Source organism: Enterocloster sp. 210928-DFI.2.20 (assembly GCF_020554465.1).
GTDB lineage: Bacteria > Bacillota > Clostridia > Lachnospirales > Lachnospiraceae > Enterocloster > Enterocloster bolteae.
In genome coordinates, this window is record NZ_JAJCHK010000011.1 from 94,093 (window position 1) to 114,280 (window position 20,188).

The 20,188-nt window shown below is 49.3% G+C and carries 18 protein-coding genes; 1 reads left to right on the forward strand and 17 read right to left on the reverse strand.

The features are described 5' to 3' along the window. Window positions 1-9: 9 nt before the first annotated feature. Window positions 10-354, forward strand: coding sequence for a winged helix-turn-helix transcriptional regulator (locus LI015_RS12145; protein ID WP_002569529.1), 345 nt, complete (start codon window positions 10-12; stop codon window positions 352-354). 319 nt (window positions 355-673) lie between these two features. Here LI015_RS12145 and LI015_RS12150 read toward each other — a convergent pair whose 3' ends face one another. From LI015_RS12150 to LI015_RS12230, 17 genes are all read right to left on the reverse strand, one after another. Continuing rightward, a complete protein-coding gene (locus tag LI015_RS12150) occupies window positions 674-1,213 on the reverse strand; it encodes a methylated-DNA--[protein]-cysteine S-methyltransferase (RefSeq protein WP_002569530.1) in 540 nt (179 codons plus the stop codon). An 82-nt stretch (window positions 1,214-1,295) separates the two neighbouring features. Next, complete coding sequence (locus LI015_RS12155) at window positions 1,296-2,780, reverse strand: AAA family ATPase (RefSeq protein ID WP_002571267.1); 1,485 nt, start codon at window positions 2,778-2,780, stop codon at window positions 1,296-1,298. A 133-nt stretch (window positions 2,781-2,913) separates the two neighbouring features. Further along, the gene (locus tag LI015_RS12160; RefSeq protein ID WP_002569532.1) at window positions 2,914-3,540 is read right to left on the reverse strand and encodes a hypothetical protein; all 627 of its coding nucleotides are present in this window, start codon (window positions 3,538-3,540) and stop codon (window positions 2,914-2,916) included. Between the two features lie 266 nt (window positions 3,541-3,806). Next, the gene (locus LI015_RS12165; protein WP_002569538.1) at window positions 3,807-4,811 is read right to left on the reverse strand and encodes a LacI family DNA-binding transcriptional regulator; all 1,005 of its coding nucleotides are present in this window, start codon (window positions 4,809-4,811) and stop codon (window positions 3,807-3,809) included. 47 nt (window positions 4,812-4,858) lie between these two features. Then, window positions 4,859-6,964, reverse strand: coding sequence for a heparinase II/III domain-containing protein (locus LI015_RS12170; RefSeq protein ID WP_227125161.1), 2,106 nt, complete (start codon window positions 6,962-6,964; stop codon window positions 4,859-4,861). A 150-nt stretch (window positions 6,965-7,114) separates the two neighbouring features. Continuing rightward, window positions 7,115-7,924, reverse strand: a complete 810-nt coding sequence (locus LI015_RS12175; protein ID WP_002569540.1) for a PTS system mannose/fructose/sorbose family transporter subunit IID — start codon at window positions 7,922-7,924, stop codon at window positions 7,115-7,117. Next, a complete protein-coding gene (locus LI015_RS12180) occupies window positions 7,914-8,702 on the reverse strand; it encodes a PTS mannose/fructose/sorbose/N-acetylgalactosamine transporter subunit IIC (RefSeq protein WP_002571274.1) in 789 nt (262 codons plus the stop codon). The genes LI015_RS12175 and LI015_RS12180 overlap by 11 nt, the downstream gene beginning before the upstream one ends. Before the next feature lie 34 nt (window positions 8,703-8,736). Further along, on the reverse strand, window positions 8,737-9,228 hold the full coding sequence (locus tag LI015_RS12185; protein ID WP_002569542.1) for a PTS system mannose/fructose/N-acetylgalactosamine-transporter subunit IIB: 492 nt from the start codon (window positions 9,226-9,228) through the stop codon (window positions 8,737-8,739). 59 nt (window positions 9,229-9,287) lie between these two features. Further along, complete coding sequence (locus tag LI015_RS12190; RefSeq protein WP_227125163.1) at window positions 9,288-10,493, reverse strand: glycoside hydrolase family 88 protein; 1,206 nt, start codon at window positions 10,491-10,493, stop codon at window positions 9,288-9,290. Between the two features lie 66 nt (window positions 10,494-10,559). Next, a complete protein-coding gene (locus tag LI015_RS12195; RefSeq protein ID WP_117626300.1) occupies window positions 10,560-10,994 on the reverse strand; it encodes a PTS sugar transporter subunit IIA in 435 nt (144 codons plus the stop codon). Between the two features lie 569 nt (window positions 10,995-11,563). Beyond that, window positions 11,564-12,943 carry an MATE family efflux transporter gene (locus tag LI015_RS12200; RefSeq protein WP_227125165.1) on the reverse strand — a complete coding sequence of 460 codons (1,380 nt, stop codon included), beginning with the start codon at window positions 12,941-12,943 and terminating at the stop codon, window positions 11,564-11,566. A 137-nt stretch (window positions 12,944-13,080) separates the two neighbouring features. Then, window positions 13,081-13,506, reverse strand: coding sequence for a MarR family winged helix-turn-helix transcriptional regulator (locus LI015_RS12205; protein ID WP_002569547.1), 426 nt, complete (start codon window positions 13,504-13,506; stop codon window positions 13,081-13,083). 52 nt (window positions 13,507-13,558) lie between these two features. Continuing rightward, window positions 13,559-14,107, reverse strand: a complete 549-nt coding sequence (locus LI015_RS12210) for a hypothetical protein (protein ID WP_227125167.1) — start codon at window positions 14,105-14,107, stop codon at window positions 13,559-13,561. Next, complete coding sequence (locus LI015_RS12215; RefSeq protein WP_002569549.1) at window positions 14,094-14,555, reverse strand: hypothetical protein; 462 nt, start codon at window positions 14,553-14,555, stop codon at window positions 14,094-14,096. Before LI015_RS12215 ends, LI015_RS12210 begins: the two co-directional genes overlap by 14 nt. 25 nt (window positions 14,556-14,580) lie before the next feature. Beyond that, window positions 14,581-15,813 (reverse strand): TolC family protein, encoded by a 1,233-nt coding sequence (locus tag LI015_RS12220; protein WP_002569550.1) that lies wholly within the window; start codon window positions 15,811-15,813, stop codon window positions 14,581-14,583. 66 nt (window positions 15,814-15,879) lie between these two features. Continuing rightward, the gene (locus LI015_RS12225; RefSeq protein ID WP_227125169.1) at window positions 15,880-17,055 is read right to left on the reverse strand and encodes a TolC family protein; all 1,176 of its coding nucleotides are present in this window, start codon (window positions 17,053-17,055) and stop codon (window positions 15,880-15,882) included. Continuing rightward, window positions 17,052-20,186, reverse strand: coding sequence for an efflux RND transporter permease subunit (locus LI015_RS12230; protein ID WP_227125171.1), 3,135 nt, complete (start codon window positions 20,184-20,186; stop codon window positions 17,052-17,054). Before LI015_RS12230 ends, LI015_RS12225 begins: the two co-directional genes overlap by 4 nt. Window positions 20,187-20,188: the final 2 nt, after the last annotated feature.

A 20,188-nucleotide genomic window follows, 5' to 3' on the forward strand; every position in this document is an offset into this window, starting at 1 on the left:
GGAGTCACCGTGAAAACAGAAAAATCAGTTCCGGAACGATGTGAAATCATACAGAAGGTTCAGAGAGTCCTTGGGGGGAAGTGGAAAATTGAAATCCTGTACTATATTGGTTTCCAGGATATACACAGATTTGGAGCGCTGCGCCGCCATATAGGCGGCATATCAGAATCATCCCTGATTAATCAGCTCCGTTCCCTTGAAGAAGACGGCTTTATCAGCCGTCATGACTATAAAGAGCTTCCTCCCAGGGTGGAATATTCCCTGACAGACCTGGGACAGAGCTTCATGCCCATAATGGAACACGTAAAGGATTGGGGGGAGACTCACCTTTTCCCCTTATCCTCATCCAGATAGTCTCTCTATCCGCATTTTGAACAGATGCAGTCCCTACGCTCTCTTCCTGCTGGTCATGGTCCGGTCAGAAAAGTATAGGTAAAATAGTTGGTAAAATACAGAATAAAAGTCATTCCTGTTCATATCTTATTCATACCTTGATGATATATTTGATTTATAAAGCGTAATGCTTTTCATACAACTTTTCTCATACAAAATGAGCCGGCAGGAAGCTGCCGGCCCATTTGTGTTACCAAACCTGCTTTCTCACCCGCCACCACCCCGTCATCGTCCCCAGCCAAATCCCATAACAGGGCTTTTCAGTAACATTTCTTTACCTTCAAAGTGCCGTCCCCTTCTCAGGTATAAACAGGCCTTCCATGTCCACCCCTTCATGCTTCAGCAGCCATATCTTTTTATCAATGCCCCCGGCATATCCGGTCAGACTGCCGGCCGCGCCCACCACCCTGTGGCACGGTATGATGATGGAAATAGGATTGTGGCCCACTGCTCCGCCCACTGCCTGGGCTGACATGGTTTCCCGGTTCATCTTCTCCGCTATTTTCTTTGCAATATCGCCATACGTAGTGAGCTGTCCATAGGAGATCTGACAGAGGATTTCCCATACACCCTGCCGGAATTCTCCTCCCAGGGGAGCCAGCAAAAGCTCTGAGGACTCAGGCCTCTTTCCCGCAAAATAGCGGTCCAGCCAGTCCTTTGTATCTTTAAAAATCCCAAGTTCCGGGGCCTCCGTCATCTCTTCTTTAACAGTACCGGCAAAATATTTCTGTCCTTCCAGCCACAGCCCAACCAGTCTTTCGCCGTCAGCAGCCAGTTTAATCCTGCCCACCGGCGATATATAATCTGTTGTATAATACATACTATTTCCCTCCCCAATCTTTTGATTGCACAGCGAATCTGGATACGCTCCTCCCTGTTCTGCTCTGTGCAGGAACACGCCTTTACCCCAGCAGCTCCCTCACCATATCCCCGTCAAACACCACCGCAGCCACATTGTCCACTTCTATCTGGTAAAGGGCATTGGCGGCCATATGCTCCGCGGCCTGTTCCAGATCCCGGATGCCTGTGGTGTCCGCGTATTTTTCAATGACCGCGTCAAGCGCATCCTCTGTCACCACACACTCATTTTCATGCAGCCCCATGCGCTTTAAAACCTTTGGCATGGCGTACTTTGAAAATATAATTTTCTTCTCCTCCGGCGTATAATCCGGAATATCAATCACCGCAAAACGCGACATGAGAGGCGCGCTGATTTGGCTCTTATCGTTGGCAGTGGCAATGGGATACACGCCGCCGGTGGGTATCATACACTCTATGTAATTGTCCGTAAATCCCAGATTGTCCAGGAGGGTCAGCAGCACATCGGCGGGATTGCCGTTTCCTTTTCCTGAAGACGCCTTGTCCAGTTCGTTGATAATAAAGACAAGATTGGATTCTCCTGCCATAGAGAACGCTTCCATGATAATTCCGGGTTTGGCATTGGAATAAATGCGGGAACTGCCGGTGAGCTGTTCCGAATCATTGATGGAGCTCATATCCAGGGTTGTCCACGGAAGCTTTAATATCCTGGCTACCGCATAGGCAATCTGTGACTTTCCTGTACCTGCCGGGCCAACCAGCAGCATGCCGTATGCAGGAAGCGTATGGGTGCGGTTAATCTGTATGATGGTCTCTATGATTCTCTGTTTGACCCGTTCCATGCCGTACAGTTCCTCATCCAGAATCCTGCGGGCCTCCACAGGATCAATGGATTCAAAATAGTGATTCTTCCACTGAATGTTCATCATGATGGAAAGGGCGCGCTGGGCATGGCGCCTCTCCTCCGGAGTCACTTCATGGGAGCGGGCCACCGCCAGGTTCCTGCGGGCCCAAATCCGTATATTGTCCGGCAGCGTCCTGCCGGCGCAGTTCATGAAATCAGTAAGGCTCTGAATACTGGTCAGCTTCATGTCGTCACCGTTTTCCTCCTGGTCCTCCTCTGCCAGTTCTGGCTCCGGCGCGCTGCCTGCCAGCAGCCGTTCAATCATAAACTGTAGAAAACCGTCCTCGGCAGACAGCTTGGTCCCTCCTCCAAAGGCCACCTCCCGAATCTTATAGACCGCGTATCCGTCTCCGCGGTTCTGACCGGACAATCGGACGCTGATATGGTTTTCCCCCAGCCAGCGCAGCAGGCTGGTGAAGCGGGCGTCAACCTGCAGGATATCCGCGCTGACAGTCCCGTCCTCCTCCTTGAACTCGAAAGCGGTCCGCTTGGCCTGGTTGGTGAAAACGCCGCAGGAATGGTGTCTCCAGTCCCGGCTGCTGTTATCCAGAACAAGCATGGGCTTCTCCGGAGAAGCCGCCGGCTCATTGGAGTAATATACCGTGTAAGTGCACTGTGGCTCTTCTTCCTTTTTTGGTGTGTCGCTGAAATCAAATACTGGCATAAAAATCCTCCCTGATATTGAAAGAGAGAGTCATAACACCTCTGTGCCATATACTCTCTCTTTGTGGCTGAATTCGTGTATATCCACTGGAAAAGCACGTTTTTTCTAGCCTTATTATATGTAAATCCGTTTTTTATGTCAATAGATGATTGCGGCGTTTTCCCAGAGATTTTCTCCGCGAAGCTTTTTCGGATGTGTCTCCACCGCTGTCCGGCATTTCCTCCTGTACGGCAACCCTGCAAGCCAGACGCTGCGCCATGGCAACGGATGTCAGCGTCACATAAATCTCCAATGCGCTGCTGATGATTCCGGCCACCGCCAAAAGGATTACGGACACCCCCACAATGGCTCCCCATCCATACAGAAAAGGCCTGTATGCTCCTGGCTCTGTCTGATACCTGGTCCGGATTATCCAAAACAGGTACAAAAGCACCAGCACTGCGGATAAAAATGCAAATACGATATGCAGTACAGATTTGAGGGGCAATTCCTCCGGAAGGTAGGGCGTCGTAATGGCGCAGAACAACAGTACCAGTGCAGCCGGTATCAATCTGGCGCAGATTGGGTGCAGCGCTGCACGGGATTTTATATTCCGGTGTATCATATAAAAATAACTTCCCACCAGAACTCCCCACAGGAAAAACGACTTTTTCCTGTCAAAAAAATTGCCGATAACAGAAAAATTGGTGGTAAACCAATTATATCCTCTTGTAAATAAAACCGTGTATACGGGAATTAAAAAGTAAGCCCAGAATTTCATTCTTTGTCCAGTCCGTTTCTTTTGTTTTCTACAAGTATAGCAGACTGGGCAACATTTATATTTAAAAAACTCTGACTTCTTTCTAAACAAATGATAAATATTTTACGGCCACCCTGGAAACAACGTAAACATTGTCCCTGCTCACCCTGGGATGACAGGAAACGGCCTAATGGCACTGCCCTCAGCCTGTTTCGCATCTGTCAGAGTCTCCATTCCATCATGGACGATTCCGCCCCGGCAAAAAACAGAAGCCGAAAATCAAAGGGTCAAAGGGTGGTTTCCCTCCACTTGACTATATTCTTAAACACCACTTCCCCGTCTGTTTTCTTGCCGTCCAGGATGTCGGCCAGCTCTTCCATGGCCCTGACCCCTTCCTGATAAGCGGGCGTGATGATGGCGGAAATGGTTGGGGTCGTCATTCTGGTCCATCCCTCCGCGTCAAAGCCGATAAGGCCCAGTGTGTCAGGAAACAGCCTCATATAATCCGGGTATCTGCGGATCGCCTGGTACACCACCTGCAAAAGTCCCGGACTGGCAACATAAATCAGCGTCTTTTTTTCCAGGTCAATCTGGTCCTTCAGCATTTCATACACCTGATCGGACTTCACGCCCTCCTGGAGATACTGGGTGGCGCCCTCCTTCCAGGCGTCCTGAATGGCGTCCTTATATCCCTGGGTATTCTCAAAACCCGCGCTGATATTGGAGTCGCCGTCGGAAATCATGAGAAAGTTCTCATATCCCTTCTTGATGCATTCCGAAATCACCTGATACACGCAGTCATAATTATTGCTTTTTACATACCGCCCCTTGAAATCATAGGGCTTGGCATCCAGGTATACGACGGGCTTTTTCTTTTTTTCCAGGTCTGAGGCCAGCATGCCGAAGCGGTAGGTGGACTGGACTATAAAACCGTCAACCCCCAGCCGGAGCATGCGTTCCACATAATCCTTCTCATGCTGGAAAGCGAGACCGCTGTTTCCGACCACAATCTGGTACTCCAGGGCACTGGCCGCCTCCTCAATTCCTTTGAGAGCTCTGGCGCAGTATCCCTCCGACGTGTCCGCCAGAATGACCCCCGCCACGCCGCTGCTCTTGGCCTTCATGGCCCTGGCTGCAGCACTTGGCTCATATCCGGTCTCATCAATGATATGCTGTATTCTCTGTTTGGTCTCCTCAGACATCTTATTAATCTTGCCGTTGAGATAGAAGGACACCGTTGTCTTTGAAACACCCGCCCGTTCAGCAATCTCATTAATTGTCAACTTCTTCATTCTGACCTCCACCCGCCTCATCCTGCATCGCTCTTATAAATATACCATTAAATCCTTAATCGGTAAAGTGTCGTGTTCCCATTTATGGTGTGAATGGCTGCTGCCTTTGCATAAACCGGCACCCCTTTGCAATAATGGATTTTACCGCCCTGCCATGTCTCCTGATTCCAGATCAGGAAATCCCAGGATTCATCCGGCGAGATGCAAAAGCTCATGGCCGTCACCTGTTCCTCCGGCTCAGGCCGGCTGCTTCCATACTGGAAAACAGGGGTTTTCTTAGCCTCTGTTCCTTCACCCAACAGACAGGTCCAGTCTGTGATACGGTCTGTAAAGCCGGTTTTCCTGACCAGACAGGTGCTTTTTTCTTTCTGGTTATATTGTTTGGATATAATGCAGGTCTCTGACTCAAAGGGGCGTGATCCCAGCACCGTCATTGACACATCCCCGCCGCAGCACAGTCTCCAGTATTCCCCGGTCCCGTCCTTGCCCGGTCCTGTTCGGGCAGCCTGCACGGCACTGTCCAGATGATAATACTCCTTTACCTCATGGCTGCCGTCGCAGCGTATATCATTGACAATCATCCAGATTCCCTGGTCCACCGCCATCACCTTGCGGATGACCAGATAATGTTCGCCGGACATAAGACATCCGTGATAAGCCATTTCCCCGTAATGGACCGGCCCCTGTTCCCGGTAATAATTTTTAAAGCTCTGTCCAAAGCTGTCATACCCCCATGAACCCCTGGGCCTTCCATGGGATTCTCCGTCTATAACGCATACATTGTGGGCCTGGGCGCTCTTTAAAAACGGGCGCAGCGGTTCTTCCTCCACATAGGAGTACCTGCCGCTGTCCGCCAGTACGGAACGGCCTCTGTAATAGAGCGATATATGGGTCAAATCCGCATGTCCGTGACCGCTTCCAAGGGGACCGCATTTCAGGTAGGTAAAATGGCTGTCCTCCTCCCAGCTGCTTCTGAAAAAAATATGCCCGGCATCCGCTGCTTCCAGGGACCGGCTCTCCGGCTTTCTGCCTTCCATGGCGCGGTATCCGGCGATTCCGGCACTGCCTAGCAGCCAGGCGCTGTCCAGGTCCGCGGTATCATATCCCGCATACTTATACCTGCCGTCACCGGTTAGAACAGCAGCCTTCACCATCACATCCCTCACATCGGTAACATCGCTGTCACATTGGGCTATCTGAACATGATCCGGTCCCGTGGCAAAAAGCACGTAACGGCTCATCCTGTCAACTGCCTTCTCCAGCCAGTCTGTACTGCGCCAAAATTCTTTCCGGCTATCTCCATCCCCGCCAGGTTCACCCCAGCCATATCCCGCGCCGGCCTTATCAGTCCTGCTTCCAATCCGGCCGATGGCCCGGCAGGAGGCCAGCAGCTTCATACAGGCCAGAAGCACCTCCACATGATACATCATGGACTGCTCCCAGTGGGCTCCGTCATCCAGCACCTGAAGCCCAATCTGACGTTCCAGTTCCTTCCAGGCCCAGTCCTCTGTTCCGTCTGAAGGTAAATATTCGCGAAACCACAGGTACCCGCTGCATATGGATGCCGTCTGAAGGACGCCCCAGTTGCTGAGCGTATATTTTCCAATGTACCTCTTCCTCAAACTGGCAAACTGGTCTTTCATGCTCTCCAGGATTTCACCCGCTTCCCTTTCCTCTATAAGTCCCTCTCCCAGAAGATGAAGCAGCAGATACTGCCAGCTCATACACCGGATTCCCGTGTCAATGGTCCTGGTGGTCACGGTTCCCTCTGGCAGTATGGGGTTTGCCTGTATCCAATGAAGCAGGAACCATTTCAGCTTTTCAGCATATGACGTATCGCCGGTAAGCCAGCCGGCAATAAGCAGTTTGTTCATGTATTCGTGACGGTTCAGCATGAAAATCCATTCCGGATCCCCGTTGGGGCTTCTGTCCCATATCATTTCCTTAAGGGTAAACGGTTCACGGCAGGGTTCCATATCCCATCTGTCCTCAAACGAAAATGTATGCGCCATGAGCCTGTCTGCCTGCGCCAGAATTTGTTTTGCCTCCTCCCGGCAGTTTTCAGTGAAATGGGCGGTCACCCGTTCCTTCTCATACCAGGCTGCGTAGGCCACTGCTCTTTCTCTTACTTGTACATACCGTTCATCACCCATAGATAACTCCTTTTTATTCCATTTGGTCTTTCTCTCATTCAGGCGGGCTGCTGCGCCCCCTGTGATCTTCCATATTTATAAACCAGAGAGGGAGGCACCCCTGCTGTATGCTTCAGGCATACATGCCAAAGGGTACCTCCCCGCTTTTTTCTAGGCAATCAGATGCAGGACAGAAAGCACCACACCCAGGATAATGGTAAGGATGACCAGCTTATAGGTGGTCCACTTTTTCACTTTTATCAGGTAGAAAATAAGTCCTGTGAACAATACAGGAAGGAGCTTGGGGGCAATGGCATCTATCATCTCCTGGATGGCCACCACCTTCTGCTGGTCTCCCGGCATATTGGCAACGTATTGAATCGGTGTGGAAATCTTCACAAAATTTACCGCAAGTCCTGAGATAACGGTCACACCTATCATGCTGGCGATGTTGGAAATCTGTTCCATCTTCGTGCTGAGGGTGGCAATGATGTTGGTGCCCAGTTTGTATCCCCACATGCCGGTGAGAAGCTTCATGGCCAGAAGAATCACGTTCATGGCCACAAAGAACAGGATGGGCCCCATAATCAGGCCGTCCTGGGCCAGGGACGCACCAATGGTGGCGAACAGCGGCGCCAGACAGAACTGGGCGAGAGAATCACCGATACCTGCCAACGGTCCCATGAGAGCCATTTTGATGTTTCGGATTTCATTGGAAGGAGTCTTATTCTCCAGCATGACCAGATGAAGGCTGGTGATAAACGGGAGAAAATGAATATTGGTGTTAAAAAACTCTATGTTCTCCTTCAATGCTTCCTGGAGTTTGTCATCGTCGTCCTTGTACATCTTGCGAAGGGCGGGATAAAGTACATTTGCATAGCCAAGGCCCTGGTAATTGCCATAGTTAAATCCATTCTGCAGGAAATAGGCCCGCAGGGATGTTTTCATATAATCTTTTTTCTCCAGCTGATTAAATGCCATCTTCAAATTCAACCTCCACTTCTTCTACAGATTCGCCGTTTCCTTTGCCGGCATGGAAAAATACAAGCAGTGCAATGGCCGTACCGATAACAGCCACTCCCATGACAGGAAGGTTCAGGTAGGCAATGGCGATATAGCCAAACAGTACAAATGGAATCAGTTCCTTCTTTGCCATTACATTGAGAATCATGGCAAAGCCAATGGCGGGAAGCATCTTGCCTGCCACGCCCAGACCCGCGCTGAGCCATGCGGGAATCAGTGAAATCACCTTCTGGAGTCCCTCGGAGCTGAAGGCGCCGCCGAATCCGATAATAAAGCCGACCACCGCAAATACACAGACTGTTGCATTGGCAGCTATCCTGAAGCCGCGGAAATTCTTCTTATCCAGGGCCTTATAAGCATAGCTTGTAAGGGTTGTGGCAAAGGTATAGGTGGCTGTAATCACAAACTGGAAAGCCACTGCAAATGGGAATGAAAGAGCTAGGGCAGAGCCCACATCAATACCGGAATCCTTCATGGTAATGGCTATGATGGTTCCCACAATTCCCGGGCCCATGGGGTTTGGCGGTACGGAACCGCCCTGGGATACGCCAAATCCCATAAATGCCAGCTCGCCTACAGCTCCCATGGCCAGGCCGGTGGGAAGGTCCCCTAAAATAAGTCCCACGCCGGCTGCCATGACCAGGCACCGGTTGGTGTAAATTCCGAACAGCATGCCTGCCAGACAGAAGGCTGTCCACAGACCGATTAACAAACATTGAAACATACTGATTGTCACGATAATTCCCTCCTCTTAAACGTGTATTTTACAATTAAAGATACTTATTTAAATCCACCCTGGCTGCCCCGTCGTCGCCGGAAGCAGTTGTCCTGGTATTAAAGACAACTCCATACGTGTCACGCAGCTGCCTTAAGGCTGCCTTATCCTCGCCGCCCAGTGCAATATACTTGCTCACTTCCTCCTTTCCCGGAGCGTGATGGATATTGCCCACATTAATTTCCTTCACAGGTACTCCGCCCGCCACCAGCTTAAGCGCATCCTCCGGCGTCTTGCAGACAATAAAGATGGTCTGCTTCGGAGATGCCTTCATGATTACGTCACAGGTGTGCTGGATAGAGAAAAAGCGCATGGCGATGGTCTTTGGAACCACTGCCTTCATCAACGTCTGCTGCATGGAATCCTCGCTGGCCGAATCATTTGCAACGATAACCGTATTCACGCCGAGAGCTTTAATCCAGAGCTGTCCCTGTCCGTGAATCAGCCTCTCGTCAATCCTGAATGCTACTATATTAGGTACTGCCATTTCATATCCTCCTTGTTATAAGCCCATTTTGTTTATTCTCCATGGGTTTTCATGTTTTCTTACCAATATAAATTCCAGTCTTTATAGAACCGCATAAGGGCTTCCATATAATAATAGTCTCCCCAGATATTCCCCTCATCCACACCCTTGCCTGAATGCCATGAATACACTCCATGGAGCAGCACCGGATTTCCGGGTTTTATCTCCGGCGCCGTATAGCGTTCCATCAGGGAGCGCAGGATACAGTGCATGGCATGGCGGTAGGTATTCTTATCGGATTCTACCTCCGGCAGATACTTAAGCATCTCATGAATACCGCACACCCCAATGGCTGCCGCCGATGAATCCCTGGACTGATTTGAACCGTCTGTGAATATCAGATCCCAGTAACATACCTGATCCTCCGGAAGCCGGTTCAGGAAATAATTGGTCATTCCCTTAAACAGATTGAAGGCGCTGTCATCCTTGACGTATCTGTAATTCAGAGGTATACCGTAGATTCCCCATGCCTGGCCCCTGGCCCAGGCCGAGTCATCGCTGTATCCCTGTCTGGTAACGCCCTTAAGAGGTTCCCCTGTCCCAGGGTCAAAATAAAAGGTGTGGTACGCTGAGGCGTCATCCCTTATCACATTGTTGCAGGCCGCCTCATAATGCCGCACCGCTGCGTTCCGGTATACAGGGTTTCCGGTTTCCAGAAAAGCCCAGTGCAGCAGCGGAATATTCAGCAGGCAGTCAATGATCAGGCGGTAGTTGTCCCTGGCTCCAAGCTCTCCCCAGGCCTGGATGAAACCGCCCTTTTCCTGAAACCGCTCCATCAGCTTATCGGCTGCCAGAAGCCCTGCCTTCCGGCCCTCTGCAGAACCAGTCAGCTTATATCCGGCCACGCATGACAGGCTGTAGAGAAAGCCCAGATCATGGTGGTCCAGCTCAATGCGCTTCTCTACCCGGTTCAGGAAGGAATCCACATTTTTAAGAGCCAGATTTTTAAATGCATCGTCTCCTGTGTACTCGTAGCACAGCCACAGAAGTCCTGTCCAGAATCCGTCCGTCCATTCGATGTTGTCTATGACTCCGTATGTCTGGTTCCTGGTGGCTGATGAAGGGAATCTGGTGCCCAAGTACTCCATATTGCATCTTACCTGGTCCGCCACCCGGTCCATGGCTGCCGTAACCTCTTCCCTGGTCAGAAACCCCGCTGCCTCGTATTCAGCCTTCCTGTTGATTGGTTCCACATGAATCTTCTTAATCACGTTCTCAATCCCCATCCTTTCCTTACATCGAGCCGGATTGGAATGTTAACCAATCCTGCAATCCGTTCTTATAATCCGTTCTTACAGTCCGTCCTCAAATTCCGGTGCTTCCTCTTCGCTGTCCAGGGCATCTAAATCCCGCAGGCCTTCCCTGCCTGCTGACAGCAGCGCCGCCGCCAGTTCGTCCAGCCCATACATAGGTCTGGAGAACACGGCTTCCACCAGGGCTGCCATGTTCACACCGGCAATTACCTTGATTCGCTTGTCTGCCCGCGCTTTTCTCAGGGCTGCTGCCGTGTTAAACGGGGTGCCTCCCACCAAATCAGCCAGAATCAGGATCTCATCCCCTTCCAGTGATTCCATGGCCTTTGCCATGGACTCCTTCAAATCCTCTGAACTTTGTCCCATCTCAAAGTTAACCGCTTCCGTGTTGTCCGGTTTCCCGGCCACCAGGGAGACGGCGCTCAGAATGCCCTCCGGAAACGTTCCGTGTCCTGTTACAATGATTCCTGTCATGCGTTTTCCTTCCTCCTGCTTTGTTTTCTCCTGTTTGTTTTCTCCTGTCAGTTTTCCTCCAGGTTTACTTCCTATTAGTTTACTACATCTTCAAGCAATCTTTTCCGTCCCCTGTAAATGTCACGTTTTAGTAAATTGGTTTACCGATATTTGGAGTATAGTACTATTCACAATGATTGTCAATATCTTCTTTTGTTTTAAATATTTTTCTTGCATATTGCATAGTATTTTTCCCTATATTTTATGCATTTATCACATATATCATCACCATAAACTGGTAATTTCTTTATTTCCCCTCTTATTTCCCGCTGTTTCGTTTTCTCAGTAAACCTTTCAAAGTTTACCCTTCATTTTTATAGTAAACTTTCCGTCATTTCTAACCTTTAGTCTTTTTTTACTCAACCGCCACTTTCTTATGAAAGGCGGCGCTCAGATAGCATGACAGTCTTGGAGGACGCGCAAACATACAATTGGCGAGGCAATTTAATCATCGCCTCGCCAATACCACATCCAACTATCATATTTTATTTCATCACAGCATATCCCATTCTGTCATCCGCTGTCACAAATTAAGATTCCATCTGACAGCCGCCGGATAAAATGGAGCAATTATATTCCATCTTCCTCACAGTCCTGATGTAAAGGATAGCCACCAGTCCTGTAGAGAGTATATCCGCCACAGGCTGGGCCCAGGCAAGACCGTCCAGTCCAATGGCCATTTTCAATAGGAACAGTGAAGGAATATAGATAATCCCCTGGCGGCTCAGATTGATAATAAGGGCTTCTGTTGCAGCCCCCATGGCCTGCAGTGCGTTGGAAAGAACGTAAAACATACCGAAAAGGAAGCTGGTACACAGCAGGATTCGGGCAAACCGGGCCGCATAGTTAAAAGCAGACGCTTCTGTCAGGAATACGCTGACAATCTGATTGACAAAAAAATAGCAGATTATAGTCATCACCGCGCTAAGCCCAAAGGAACAAAGGATGGAACATTTCATCACCTGCTTAAACCGCCGCCACATTCCCGCGCCCACGCAGTAGCCTAAAAGAGGCTGAATCCCCTGGCCAAAACCAATGCATATCATACCGGTAATCATGGTTATCTTCATGGCCACTCCCATTCCAGCAAGTGCCATATCCCCAAATTCCGCAATCAGGCTGTTGACAATAATTTGCGAAACACTCATAAGCAGGGAGCCCAGAGACGCAGGAATACCGATAGCCAGAACACTGCTGCACACCCGATTCCTGGTTGTAAAATCTTTCACTTGAATGCTTAAGGAAGATTTTCCTCCCTTAAAATAAAGGATGTAGTATCCTGCACCAACAATATTGCCAATCACTGTGGCAATCGCCGCTCCTGCGATATTCCAGCCAAAGCCAAGAATCAGAATTGGGTCCAGTATTACGTTCAGAAGATTTCCCAAGAGCTGTCCCATCATGGCCTTCCCCGACTGTCCCTCAGCGCGGATTATATTGGAATAGCAGTTGGAAATAAGGACAAATGGACCGCTCAGGCTTACAATAGTCAGGTAAATCTCAGCAAGCTCCCAGGTATCCGCGCTGGCGCCCATCCATCCCAGTATCTGATTCATAAATATAAGAAACAGGGCTGCCATAACAATGCCTACGGCAACACAGCTCCACATACAGAACGCGCACACGCTTCTGGCATACTCATGCCTGCCTTCCCCTATAGCGCGGGATATAACTGACGTACCGCCAATACCAAAGATCGTTCCTGCCGCCATAAATATAAGAAATACCGGTGTCGCCAGAGATACGGCAGCCACCTGCAGGGCATCATGTGTCTGGCCTATAAAAAAAGTATCTGCCAGATTATATATCAATACCATAAGCATAGCCGCCATAGCAGGGAGAGCATTTTTAAAAACCGCCTGAAACACAGGCGCTTTGCCAAATATGTCTGCTGCATTGCTTTTTTTCATTTAGTTTTCCTCCTATCCTGGAAAATGGCGCACTCCGCCGCAAGTTAATAATTGAATAGCTGCGCCAGATAAATTCCATCATATCAATATCATGCTATTATTTTTGCTGCAAAATACCCGCTGTGCGCAGCGGGTATTTATATCAAACTGTCCCGAACCTTGCGAAGGAGGCTACCCAGAATCCCCTGTTCTGTCTCTGTCAGACCGGACAGAAGCATCCTCTCCGCCCTTTTCATGTTATCTTCCGCTTCGCAGCAGCATTCTATCCCTGCCGGAGTAAGCCTCACCATCTTAACGCGCCGGTCAGACGGGTCCCCGAAGCCCTCTAAAAAGCCCTTTTGTTCCAAACGCGCCACAATACCTGCTGCCGTAGACTGGGCCACATGAAGTGCATGCTCCAGCTCCTTTAGTGTCAGCTGATAATCCGGCGCACCGCTCAGAGCAAGCAAAACTCCTACCTGGGCCATGGTCAAATCCTGATGGCGCAGCGCATTATTTGCATTTTTTTCCAGCGCATCATGTATCTGTTTAATACAGGCGCCGCATGAATTCTGAGCAATCATCTCTTCACCTCCTTATTACTGCAAAAAATCATAGCACAATCACTTGCATTTTTCAATAGCTTACTATTGTTTTAAAGAAAAATTTTTGGAGAACCTTCCCCATGCCCCAAATAGATAATATATATCCATTATCCATTCCATTTTTTCCTATATCTGCCCCTGCCTCTCCCTCAAACAAATACCATGTTTTGACTTCAGGGCCGCAGGCTACTATCACAATCTGGCCGTATTCTGTATCATATAAAAGGGCTGATAACGGCCTCCTCTGCCCCAGCCTGCCTGAAAGCATTCCCTTGAAGCACCAAAAGGGACCTATGCGCTTTCCCACCATATAGGTTTTGGACAGACAGCGGCACAATTCGCTCTTTTCCTTCAGAGAGGGACTTGGCTCTATTCCTCCCTTTACACAGTCCTGTGGGGCATCACCTGTTCTTCTTTTCAGCAATCCGTACAGGGCAGCATCACACAGGGCAGATTCTTCCTTCCTGTATCTCACTGTCTTTCTTTCCATATATCTGCCCTGGTTGCAATAGATGTCCAGCCTGACATTTTCTCCTTTTTCGGTAACACAGATTCCCACCATATGGTTAATATACTCCATACTCCTCCTTGGTTACACTCGATATTGCGGTCTTTGTTTTCTTATTTATTTCAAACGTATTAACAGAGTGGAATACACCCGGCTTTTCTTCCCAACCTGCCAAAACCTCTATGGTGTCTTTTGTCTCGTACTGCACCCTGTATTCCATCTCTTTTTCTTCATCCTGGTAAAGCCCTGCCTCTGCCATCATATTTTCCATGAGATACGGGGCGTTTGCCCGGTTGATGGCAGGCTCTTTTTGCCACACGCCGGTTTCCGTGTCCATATAATACCAAATGCCGTTAATCTGGTTCCAGCCTCGTACCGTCTCCCCGTCATCCTTCTCATAGAACCAGCCCATGGGTTCCTCAATCCAGCTTCCGGCCCAGGCTGTTTGGGCGGACAGCGCAAGTACCGCTGCCGCTGCCCCCATACCTGTCATCCATCCTGCCACTCTGATTTTTTTCATCCATATCCCTCCTTTCGCCTGACCCTTATTCTATATCAGCTATGCCCAGCACCGCCCAATCGTATGTGTCCATGGCCTGCTGCAACGCCAAATCCGCTGCTTTATAATCTGCTTCCTTCTGCACGTAATCCAGTTCTTCCATCAAATACTCGTCCTTGCTCAGCATACCAATTGCATATTTGGTATCTGCCTGCTGCTTATTTATCCGGGCCTTCTCATATCCTGTCCTGGCCTGCTCCAGGGCATCCCGCTTTATGGCTGCATCTTCGTACAGACGTTTCATTTTCGATGTCAGCTTCTGTTCCCCGTCTTCCATGGTCCTAAGCTTATAATTGGAGCTGGATGTGGAATCCACCTTCAGTGAATGACGGTCGCTGATCAGCGTATAATTGTTCCCTATTGCCTTTGCGGTATCTTCCTCCAGGTTCATGGTTCCTATCCTGGAGGGGTCCGCGGCCGGAATGGACGCAACCTGAAGGCTTCCGTCCGCCTCACGTCCAACCATCAGACACAGACTGTTATATATACTTTCCATATTGGCTTCCACCTCAGCCAGAGATGCCTGAGCTGCCAGCACCTGATTCTTAAATGAGAGCACCTCCGCCGCGGCAGCAGTCCCCGCCTGCTCCTTTACGGTTCCAAGCTCGTACTGTGTCTTATACAGTTCCTCCATCTTCTCAAGGGTATATTTTTGCTGCCTCAGCGTCTCATAGCTCACCATCAGAGACTGGGCTGCCACGGTCATCTGCCGTTCCGTCTGTCTCTGGGTACTGGTGGAGGATGCAGTTTTTTTCATATTGTCCAGCATCTTATAATAGGAACTGGCTGCCGCCTTGTAGGTTTGTTCCTGGGCAGTATAATAAGTATACTGTTCCGCATTGCCTGCATCCTTAGCGTCATCCTTGTCAGAATCAGCCCTTCCCTGATAAAGTTTTAATTCAGCCCAGGCATTCTCATAGTCCATGATGGTTTTGTTATAGGAATCCGCCACCTCCAGGACCGTGGGATTATAGGTCCGTATCATGTCCTGAAGTTCCGAATACTCCAGCACATCATCCTTCAGTTTTTCATTCCTCTCCTGTCCCAGATACTCCTCCTGGCGGTCCGTATCTCCAGGTCCGTTCTGGGCAGCCGCGGCTGCCGTCAATGCCGTTACTTCTGATAATCCGGCTGCCAGGGACAAGGAAAGCATAGTGATGAGAAAACGCTTCCTTCCTGTTCTTCTCCTTTTTTCTGCTCTGCCTGTTATCCTGTCCATTCTATTTCCGCACCTCCTGCTCTGCCTGCTCCCCGCCGTCTGTCCTGCACGTCCGCCCATTGTCTCCTACTCTGCCGACGCCAGCCCCTTCACAGACCAGTCATAGGTTTCCATGGCCTGGAACAGGCTGACGGCCGCCATTTCGGCATTTAAACGGCTGCTTTCCATTTTATACTCCTGCTCCTTATATTCCAGGCTGGTCATCATGCCGGCCTGAAGCTTTCCGGCTGCAATATTTGTATTGGTTTCCTCCAACTGCGCCTCTGCCACCGCCTGTTCATAGGAAAGCCTGGCGGAAAGCACGTTTTTATACGCGCTGGAAAGGGATGCCCCTATCTGTTTTTCATTATTCCTGATTTTAGTTTCCAGAGATTCCCTTGTTGTCTTTGATCTGGCATTTTCCAGCTTGCGCTTATTTATTTTCAATGTATAGTTGTTTTCCAGGGCTGTCTCCAGATCCCGGTCCGGATCCATGCCGTCAATGCGGCTTACATCCATCTGCGGCAGCTCCTTTATATCCGGCGAATCATTATGCTTCCATCCCAGGGAAATGTACAATTCCTCCTTCAGATTCTCTATCCCTGATTCCAGTTCTTTTATATTGTTCTCGCTGCTTTGCAGACTTTCCTTTGCAGTAAGCACATCCACTGCCGTAACCGTGCCGGCTGCCTGCTTTACCTGTTCTAAACTATATTTTTCCCTTGCCAGCTCCAAGTCCGTCTGCTTTTGCTCCAGCTCCAGCTGTTTTTTATGATAGGATATCATGTTGGACTGCGCCGTGGCCGCCAGATTATCCTCGGCCATCTCATAGGTCAGGAGATATATTTTGCTGTCCTCCAGTGTATTGTCTGCCTGTTTCAGCATATTCCTCGCCTGAATATCCAGCTGAAGGTCTGACATCATGGAACCGGCGTCTGTCTCTCCAGACATGTCATCGTAAAAATCCTGAGCCAGATCATTGTACGCGTCAGCCACATCGGAATTGGTATCCCCATAGTCCTCACGGAATTTCTGGTAATCATACTGGTTATTTTGAACCGTTGCGTTGTATTCATGAATCAAATCCGGAATTTCATCGTATTCTATTACATTGTCCTGCAGCCGGGCCCACTCCTGCTCTGTCCTGGCAAATTCCGGAATGGCTCCCAGGGCTGCCATGGGGGACAAGCCCCCCATGACAGCTGTCAGCGCCAGAACCAGGATGCAGCGGCCATTTGCCATAAAGGTCATCTGTGGTTTCATTCTTCACTCCTCCCCTTATCCTTTCTGTTTCTCTTAAGGTTCTTCTTAAAGCTGCCTGCATTTACCGGCCAGGGTTTTCTCCCGCCGCCTCTTTTTTCCTTTATGATTTTCCTGTTTCCGCTCATGAGCTTATAGTATCCGGGCAGCATCAGCAGACACATAACCGTGGAAGCGGTCAAACCGCCAATGTTTACAATTGCCAGTCCCTGGGTCATATTTCCTGAGTTTCCGATAGCCATGGCCATGGGAATCATGGAAATGATTGTTGTCAGGGTTGTCATAAGAATGGGCCTGATTCGGGTTGCTCCTGCTTCAATCAGCGCGGTGTCCATGTCCATGGTCTCCCTGTACTGGTTAGCCGTATCCACAAACAGAATACCATTATTCACCACCGTACCAATTAACATCAAAAATCCAATAAGGGATACCATACTAATCTTACAGTTTGTTAAAAACAGCAGTCCAAAGGCTCCTATTAAACTGAATGGTATGGTAGTCATAACCATGAAGGAATACCTGGGCGACTCAAACTGGGCCGCCATAACCACGAATATCAGGAATACGGCCGTTCCGATGGCCTTATAAAGGGCTGAAAACTCCTCGTTCATAGAACTGTCAATGGAATTGAGGCCTATACTCACAGACGGAGTAAGATTTGGCGTTACCACTTCCTGGTTAATCCGCATCTTGGTTTCCCTTGTGGCCAGCTCTGTATACTCACCGCTGATTGTCACCTTATATTCCTTGTCTTCCCTGGAAATACTGGCCGGGCTGTCCACGAACTGCACATCAGCCACATCCGTCAACGCCACTGAGCCTCCGCTTCCCGTGGTCAGAACAAGGCCCTTTACCTGGTCAATGGTCTTATAATCCTCATCCGAGTATTCCACTTTTACATCTATATCGTTTCCGTCTATTTCAATTTCAGTGGATTCCACGCCGCTGATCGCATTGTGAACCGCGCTTCCTATTTTGGACGCGCTTAATCCCGCTGCCTGAGCCTTCAGGGCATCCACTCTTATCTCCACTACCGGAGAAGAATTTTCCAGATCCGAATGTATCTTTGTCACGTCATCCCGCTCCATAAGCTGGGACACAATCTTATTGGAGATGCTCTTTACTTCGTCATAATCAGCGCCCTTCAGAATCACTTCATAGCTTTCCAGAGCCGAGGACATCATGCTCATGGATGAGCTCATTTCCACGGATATATCGCAGTTTCTCACATCCGCCAGCTGCTTTTTCCACATCTTAACCACATCCACCGTATCCATGTCCCTGTCGTCCTTCAGATACGCGTTTATGGTAGCTGAATCATCAGCACGTATTCCGCCTCCGCCGTAGCTGGTCATGTAAGATTCCAGATTGGAATCCTGAACAATAATCCCTTCGATTTCCCTGAGAATCTCATCCGCTTTTTCAGTCATAAGTCCCGGTCTGGTATCAACAGATATCGTAATCTCACCGTTATCATCTGAGCCCATCAGCTCCATATCCAGTTTTGTTGCCAGGAACAGAGAAAACATCAGCAATCCTATGGAAATGAACATGACAGTCTTTTTTTTAGGCAGTATCACGCGCATCGCGCTGCGGTATGTGTCCTGAAGCCTGTAAACCGGTTTGGACAAAGGCGCCTTCTGTCTTTCCCTCGGCCTGTAAATCATATAGCACAGCGGAACTACCGTGACAGCGGATATCAGGGAAGCGGTCAGACAGAATACAATGGTAAATCCGAGAGGTTTAAACAGCTGCCCTGTCATGCCCTCAAGAAATGCCAGAGGAATAAATACCACGCAGGTGGTGGCAGTACCGCCAAGTACGGAAGCGCCCACGACCCGGGTTCCCTCCAGAGCGTTGTCCATAAATTCCACCAGACCCGCCTTTTTTTCAGAGGAAGCCGTGGCTCTGAAACAGCTCTCCAGCACTACAATCGAGTTATCCACCATCATTCCAACCCCCAGGGTCAGGGCGCTCATGGTAATTACATTGAGTGAAAATCCCATCAGATCCATAAGTATAAATGCTGCCAGAATAGACACTGGTATGGAACTGCCCACTATCAGGGAGGCTTTAATATCTCCGAAAAAAAGCCATATGATAATCATTGAGATCACAACCGCCATGATTAAGGTTTCAACAACAGACATCAGGGACTCCATAATGGAATCAGATGAGTCGTCCACCAGAATGATATTCAAATCCGGGTCCTCTGCCATCAGACGGCTGATGGTCTTTTTTACCTGGTTTGACAGTTCCATTGCAGTAGCGCTCTGCTGTTTGCTGATGGAAACAGAAATCGTGTCGTTTCCGTCATAACGGGCTATACTGCTGCTGGAGTCCGTGGTTGTATATACATTTGCCACATCTTCCAGATATACCGTATCCCCGCTGGGCACAGTAAGAGGAATTTTCTTCAGATTTTCCACTGTGTTATAGGTCATACGGGTGGATACTGACAGCTCCTGGCTTCCCACCTGCGTATCCCCCGCCGGGTAGGAAAGGTCTGCAGCCTGGATATCCGACGCGATAGAAGAGATAGAGACCTTATACTGGCTTACCTTTTCCGGTATCACCTCGATTTTCACGTATTCATCTGAACCGCCCCGAATGCTTACATCAGCGGCAACCGCTATCTTTTCAAACTCCGGCACCAGCTCGTTGTTCACGTAGCTGTACAGATTGTTCTGAGACGCATTGTCAATGGCCAGAGTAATATCCGCGGCTGAATCCATGTTCAGTTCCATAATTACCGGCGTATCCGCGTCATTCGGCAGCTGAGTGGTCACCAGATCGATTTTTTTCTTCAAGTCATCATACGCCTCATCCGTATCCGTACCATACTCATACTCCAGCATTACCATGGACATACCCTCGCTGGAGGCGGATGTAATGGACTTAAGGCCGCTGAGAGACCCCACCTGGTCCTCTATCTCTTTGGTTATCAGATCATTTACGTCCTCCGGGTTGGCTCCGGAGTAGTTAGTTAAGACCAGAAGCATAGGCATATCCATTTCAGGCGTCAGCTCCATTGTGGCTCCGGTTACCGACGTATAACCAAAAAATATAAGGCAGAGTATGCACATTATGGTAGTCACCGGCCGTTTTAGGACATATTTTGTTAAATTAATCATAC